Below are 6,290 nucleotides of genomic sequence, written 5' to 3' on the forward strand. Positions count from 1 at the left end.
GGGTCGGTCGGGGCCCCGTCCACCTTATGTGTAGACGGGATTTCGTATGTAAGTCCTTTTTGCACCCGTCGGAGTGGTGCTGGAAGAAGAGGCTACTCGGCCAACTCCTCCAGCAGGCGCACGGTCGACAGGCCCGCGCGCAGGTACTCCACGAACAGCTCGTTGTGCAGGGCCCAGGCCGAGCGCCGGGCCCGGATCAGCTGGATCACCTCGTCGGGCGAGGTGTGCCCCCGCTGGAGAAGCGCGTGTGCGACGACCAGGCCCGAGCGGTTGTACCCGTGGTAACAGCGCACGAGGACCCGGCGGCCGGCATCCAGGGACTCGTTCGCCGCCCGGGCCAGCCGGATCACGCCGGCGAGCTGCGTCCCGTCCAGCGGGCCGTCCGGAATCGGCCACACATGGTGTTCGACCCCCGGAGCGGGGCCGTACCCCGGCAGCCGCAGCAGTGTCTGCACCACGTCGAACTCATCCCGTACGACGGCGAGCTCCGGCCGGCCCGAACGGCCCCGGAACTCGTGTCCGCCCATCCACAGGCCGGGCACGACCTCGTTCCACGGGCTCTCCGGAGCCGGTACGTCGGGCTGCTTTCCGCGGATCCGCACCGGCGCCTCCCCAACTCCCCCTCGCGGGGCCGCCCTCCACGGTAACCGGTCTTGCCGCGGGAGCACCCTGCCTGTTCCCATGGTCCGAGGGGTGATGGCGCATGAGCGCACTGCGCGTGGTGCCGGCCTATCGGCACGGTCGGGAACGGCTGTACGTCTGCCGCCCGGACGGAAGCAATGTCGCCTGGTACGACCGTGAGACCGGCCGGGTGAACCTGCTCGGCGAGGACAGCAGGGACGACGTACTCCATGCCCTGAAACCCTTCCTGACCGGCCAGGTGACCGTGGGGCCGCCCCCCGTCCCCACCCCCGCGGAACTGGCCCGGCTGACCCTGCACCCCGACGACGACCTCGCCCCCAACCGCCCCGGCGAGACCCTCCTCGTCGCCCTCGAACGCGACCCCGGCCCCACCCGTCGGCTGCGCCCCGACCCGCGCCGCCGCGGCCTGGCCGCCGAGGAGGCCGTCGGTACGGCCCTGGACGCCCTGGAGGGCGCCGGCTGGCACACCCTGCACTCCGTCCCCCTCCCCGGCGGCGACCGCATCCACCACCTGCTGCTCGGCCCCGGCGGCCTGTTCGCCGTACACGCCCTGTACGCCCGCAAGACCCGGGTCCAGGTCGCCGACCCCATGGTCACCGTCGGCCGCCGCGAGCCCGAGCCGCTGCTGCGCCGGCTGCGCGCCGCCGCGGACCGGGCCTCCCACGCCCTGACCGCCGAGGTGCGCCCGGTGCTCGCCCTGGCGGGCCCGGCCGAGCTGACCGTGACCGCCCAGCCCCGGGCGGTACGCATCCTCCAGGACACCGAGCTGCCGGGGCTGGCCCGGCTCGGCGGGGTGCTGAAGCCGGCGGACGTGGAGGCCCTGCACGCGATGGCGAGGGACCGGAACACGTGGGGGAGGGTGTGAGCCGTGCGCCGCGGCGATGACGGCGGGGTGAGGTGCGGGTCGTGCTTCCGGGGCGTGGGCTTCCCGGACGTGGTCCGGGGGGCGTGGGCTTCCCGGACGTGGTCTGCGGGTCGGGGGCTCCTGCTCAGGGACCTCCTGATCAGAGGCTTCCTGCGGGGTTGCTCAGGTGCTTCCGCCAGGTTCTCCGGTCAGGGCAGGGGTGCCGCCGCCGCCGGATCCAGCAGCGGCGCCAGCAGGTCGCCCAGGTCCTGCAGGCGCGGGGCGATGTCGTTCGCCTGGAACTCCAGCTGCGCGGGGCTGCGGCAGTCGGCGACCTCCTCCCAGGTCACCGGTGCCGAGACCAGCGGGGCCCGGCGGGCGCGCAGCGTGTAGGGCGTGGCCGTGGTCTTGCGGGCCGCGTTCTGGCTCCAGTCGACGAACACCTTCCCCGGTCTGAGGCTCTTCGTCATCCGGTGCACCACCAGCCGCGGCATCGCCCGCTCGGCCTCCACGGCGAGTGCCTTCGCATACTCACTCGCCCTTTCGGACGAACCCCCGCGCACCGACGCCAGCAGGTGGAGCCCCTTCGAACCGGCCGTCTTCGGATGCGCCTCGATGCCGTCCGCCGCGAGCCGCTCACGCAGCCACAGGGCCACCTCGCAGCAGTGGACGACGGTCGCGGGCGCCCCCGGGTCGAGGTCGAAGACCAGCCGGTCGGCCTCGTCCGGGGTCTGCACCAGCCACTGATGGGTGTGGAACTCGGTGACCAGGTTCGCCGCCCAGACCAGGCTCGGCAGGTCCTGCACCACCACCATCCGGGCCGGGCTGTCCGCCGACGACCGCGGCACCTCGGCGGTCGTGACCCACTCGGGCGTGCCCGGCGGCACGTTCTTGGTGAAGAACAGCTGGCCTTCCGGGCCGTCCGGATAACGCAGGAAGGACACCGCCCGGTCGCGCAGATGCGGCAGCAGCACCTCGGCGCTGGTCGCGTAGTAGTGCACCAGCTCCGCCTTGGTGAAGCCGCTCTCCGGATACAGCACCTTCTGCAGGTTGCTGAGGGCGACGCGCCGCCCCTCCACCTCTGTGATAGGCGTCATAAGATGACAATCCCAGAAAAACGGGTGAAACCGGTGCAACCGGTGTCCGGGCGGTAGGCAGAGGAAGGGTGCGGCACGTGCGATCCATCTGGAACGGCGCCATCTCCTTCGGGCTCGTCAGCATCCCCATCAAGCTGGTGAACGCCACGGAGAGCCATTCGATCTCCTTCCGCCAGGTCCACACCGAGGACAACGGCCGCATCCGCTACCGCAAGTTCTGCGAACTGGAGGACCGGGAGGTCACCCAGTCGGAGATCGGCAAGGGGTACGAGGACGCCGACGGCACGATCATCCCGATCAGTGACGAGGACCTGTCCCACCTCCCCATCCCCACGGCCCGCACGATCGAGATCGTCGCCTTCGTCCCGGCCGAGCGGATCGACCCGCTCCAGATGGACGCCGCGTACTACCTCGCGGCCGGTGGGGCCCCGGCCGCCAAGCCGTACGTCCTCCTGCGCGAGGCCCTCAAACGCAGCAACAAGGTCGCGATCGCCAAGTACGCGCTGCGCGGCCGCGAACGCCTCGGCATGCTGCGCGTGGTCGGCGACGCCATCGCCATGCACGGCCTGCTGTGGCCGGACGAGGTCCGCGCGCCCGAGGGTGTCGCCCCGGACACCTCCGTCACCATCCGCGACAAGGAGCTCGACCTGGCCGACGCCCTGATGGACACCCTCGGCGAGGTAGACCTGGAGGACCTGCACGACGAGTACCGGCAGGCACTGGAGGAGGTCATCGCCGCGAAGGCCTCCGGCGAGGCCCCGCCTGAGGCGCCCGCGCCGGCCGCCGGGGGCAAGGTGCTGGACCTGATGGCGGCCCTGGAGAACAGCGTGCGGGCGGCCCGCGAGTCCCGCGGCGCACCGCCCTCCACGGCAGAGGCCGAGGTCAGATCCCTGCCGCGCCGGTCGACACCGAAGGAGGCGGGCGCCAAGAAGTCGACGTCCACGGCCAGGAAGAAGGCGGCACCGGCGAGGAAGTCGACGTCGAAGGCGGCCGAGGGGACGAAGAAGACGGCGGCGTCGAAGACCACGGCGAAGACCACGGCACAGAAGAAGACGGCACAGAAGACGGCACAGAAAAAGACGGCAGAGAAGAAGACGGCGTCCCGTCGGCGAACGGCTTGAGGGGGACGTCTGAGCGCCGAGGGAGATCGGCCGGCCACCCGCCGCGACGGAGCCGGGCCGATCACACCCCCGGCGGAGCCGCATGTCGATACAGCCCCGCGCCGGCCGACGCCTACGCCGCGTTGCGCCACACCTTCACGTCCAAAGTGGCGTACGCCGTCCCGGACGAGCCCCGGTACGTCACCAGCCCCACGTGCCCCGTCCCGCTGATCACGCACATCTGCTGGCCGGCGGTCAGGTCCTTGACCCAGATGTAGCTCCTGTAGCCGGTCGCCGCCTTGCACACGTCCAGGCCTCCCTGCCGGCCCACGGGCAGCAGCGCCAGAGAGCTTCCGGAGGTGGTGCCGGGGGCGAGGACCGCGCCCGAGGAGTAGACGGCGTACGTCAGATCCTCGTCGGAGGTGCCGGTGTCCGCCTTGGACCGCACGGGGGTGTCCGCCAGGTACAGGTCATGGCTCTTGGTCATCCGGATCCCGGCGTACGTCACCGGGACGCGGGTCTTCGCAGGCGCGGGCCTGCTCGCCGTGGCGGTGGGCGGAGCCGGGGACGCGGTCGGCGTGGGTGCCGCAGCCCCCGAAGGGCCGGCCGACGCGGCGGCCTTGCCCGCTTTCGCCGTCTTCGAGGTCCGGACGGACGGGGAGCCGGACGCCGACGGCGACGGCGACGGCCCGGCGGACGTGGCCGACCGCGACGCGGCCACGTCCTGGGCCCGCTCACCGCCCTTGCCGCCGCTCCCCGGAACGAACAGCAGGGTGACCGCCGCCCCGCAGGCGACGAGCACGACGGCGGCCGCGGACAACAGCCACAGCCGCCCCTTGCGCCCCTTGCCGCCCGCGCCCACCGCGGCGGTCCGCGCGCCGGCCGGGTCGTACGGCTGCGCCCCGCCGGCCGCGGCGTACGCACCCGGTGCGGCCCCCGCTCCCATGACGAAGGGCCCGGGCAGCGCGGCATGGGACGGCGAGGTGGGGGAGTAGGCCGTCACCGGCCCGAACCCGCCGTGACCGGCGGACGTGAATCCACCAGAGGCCCCGGGCGCACTCGACGCCCCGGAGCCCCCCGAAGGCGCAGCACTCTGAGACACACCCGGAGCCGGATCCACCGCCCCGGCCCCCACCCCCGTCCCCACGCCCGACCGGGCCTGATCGGCGCCGGCGGCGCGAGCCTCGATCCCCGCGGCCAGCTCGCCCGGCAGCCACGCCCCGGACGCGAACCGCGCCTCGTCACCGCGATACGCCTGGACCGCCTGCACGGAGCGGATGACCTCCTCCACGGTGGGCCGCTCGGCGGCGGGCTTGCGCAGACACCGCGCCACCAGCTCCTGGATCCCGGCCGGCACGCGACTGAGGTCGGGCTCCGTGTGCACCACCCGGTACAGCACCGCGTGCGGGTCCCCGTCCCCGAACGCCGCGCCGCCCGTCGCCGCGAACACGGCGGTCTGTCCCAGCGCGAACACGTCGGCGGCAGGGGCGGCTTCCGCGCCGAGCACCTGCTCCGGCGCCATATAGGCGACCGTGCCCAGGGCCGTACCGCTCTGCGTCAGTGACGTGGCGTCCGCCGCGCGCGCCACACCGAAGTCGATGACGCGCGGACCGTCGGCGGCGAGCAGTACGTTGGACGGCTTGAGGTCCCGGTGCACGATGCCCGCGCGGTGCACCGCCTGCAGTGCCTCCGCGACACCGGCGATCAGCCGCAGCACGGTGTCGACGGGCAGCGGCCCGTGATCGCGCACCGCGTCGGCGAGGGAGGGCCCCGGCACGTAGGCGGTCGCGCACCACGGCACGGCCCCCTCGGTGTCGCTGTCCACGACAGGAGCCGTGTAGAGCCCGTGGACCCGGCTCGCCGCGGCCACCTCGACCCGGAACCGCCTGCGGAACTCGGCGTTCTCGGCCAGCTCCGGCCGGATCACCTTGACCGCGACGGCCCGCCCGCCCGGGGTGTGCGAGAGATAGACCCGCCCCATGCCGCCGGCCCCGAGCCGGGCCACCAGCCGGTAGCCGCCCACCGTCCGCGGATCACCCGCCTCCAGCGGCTCGAACCGCACCGCACCGGGCCCACCGTTGCTCAACACGCCGCACCCCACCCCGAGATCTCCGCCATGGCGCCCCATTGCACCACGGGCCCCTGACACCCCGTCCGGCAACAGCGACACAAGCACCTCAAGAGCACGAAGGAGTTCTGTTTCGTCGTCCAGCTACTGGACGGTGTGGCAGGAAGCGAGACCACCGGCGCCCCCGCACGACTGGGCGGACACCGATGGGTCGTCGAACGCACCATGTCCTGGTTCTCCGGCTGCCGCCGACTGCACCGACGCTGTGCGCGCAAGCCCGAGCACTCCCTCTCCTTTTCACTGCCATGGCCACCAGCCTGATCAACCATCGCCGACTCGCCAAGTGAAACGACGTCTAAGACGCCGTTTCTTATTGCTCTGGTGAGGGCTGGGCGGCCTGGGGAAAGCCCAACTGGTCCAGCAGCACGCTGAAGAGGTCCTCCGCAAAGGTGTCCCGCGCGCACAGTAGCTCTTCGATCCCGGACTGCTGCGCTGTGACTGGTATGCCAGCCGCTGCAGCCCAAACGAGGGCGCCTTCA

At 72.5% G+C, this 6,290-nt stretch carries 5 protein-coding genes and 1 pseudogene; 3 read left to right on the forward strand and 3 right to left on the reverse strand.

Going from position 1 to position 6,290, the window contains the following annotated elements; all coding sequences use genetic code 11:
* Nucleotides 1-92: 92 nt before the first annotated feature.
* Nucleotides 93-602 carry a protein-tyrosine phosphatase family protein gene (locus ACWC94_RS11180; protein WP_450796234.1) on the reverse strand — a complete coding sequence of 170 codons (510 nt, stop codon included), beginning with the start codon at nt 600-602 and terminating at the stop codon, nt 93-95.
* A gap of 101 nt (nt 603-703) precedes the next feature.
* Here ACWC94_RS11180 and ACWC94_RS11185 point away from each other — a divergent pair, with 101 nt between their 5' ends.
* The gene (locus ACWC94_RS11185) at nt 704-1,507 is read left to right on the forward strand and encodes a nuclease-related domain-containing protein (protein WP_450796235.1); all 804 of its coding nucleotides are present in this window, start codon (nt 704-706) and stop codon (nt 1,505-1,507) included.
* A gap of 188 nt (nt 1,508-1,695) precedes the next feature.
* On the opposite strand, the gene ligD is transcribed toward ACWC94_RS11185, so the two are convergent.
* Entirely contained in the window at nt 1,696-2,583 is an 888-nt protein-coding gene (gene ligD, locus ACWC94_RS11190) for a non-homologous end-joining DNA ligase (protein WP_450796236.1), read from the reverse strand.
* A 77-nt stretch (nt 2,584-2,660) separates the two neighbouring features.
* On the opposite strand from ligD, the gene ku reads away from it, so the two are divergent.
* Entirely contained in the window at nt 2,661-3,704 is a 1,044-nt protein-coding gene (ku, locus tag ACWC94_RS11195; RefSeq protein ID WP_450796237.1) for a non-homologous end joining protein Ku, read from the forward strand.
* A 112-nt stretch (nt 3,705-3,816) separates the two neighbouring features.
* Here the strand turns inward: ku and ACWC94_RS11200 are convergent, their stop codons facing one another.
* Complete coding sequence (locus ACWC94_RS11200; protein WP_450796238.1) at nt 3,817-5,772, reverse strand: serine/threonine-protein kinase; 1,956 nt, start codon at nt 5,770-5,772, stop codon at nt 3,817-3,819.
* Nucleotides 5,773-5,943: 171 nt separating this feature from the next.
* Here ACWC94_RS11200 and ACWC94_RS11205 point away from each other — a divergent pair.
* Nucleotides 5,944-6,098, forward strand: a pseudogene (locus tag ACWC94_RS11205) (IS5/IS1182 family transposase); the annotation flags it as partial.
* Nucleotides 6,099-6,290: the final 192 nt, after the last annotated feature.

It is taken from the genome of Streptomyces sp. NPDC001135, assembly GCF_053598395.1.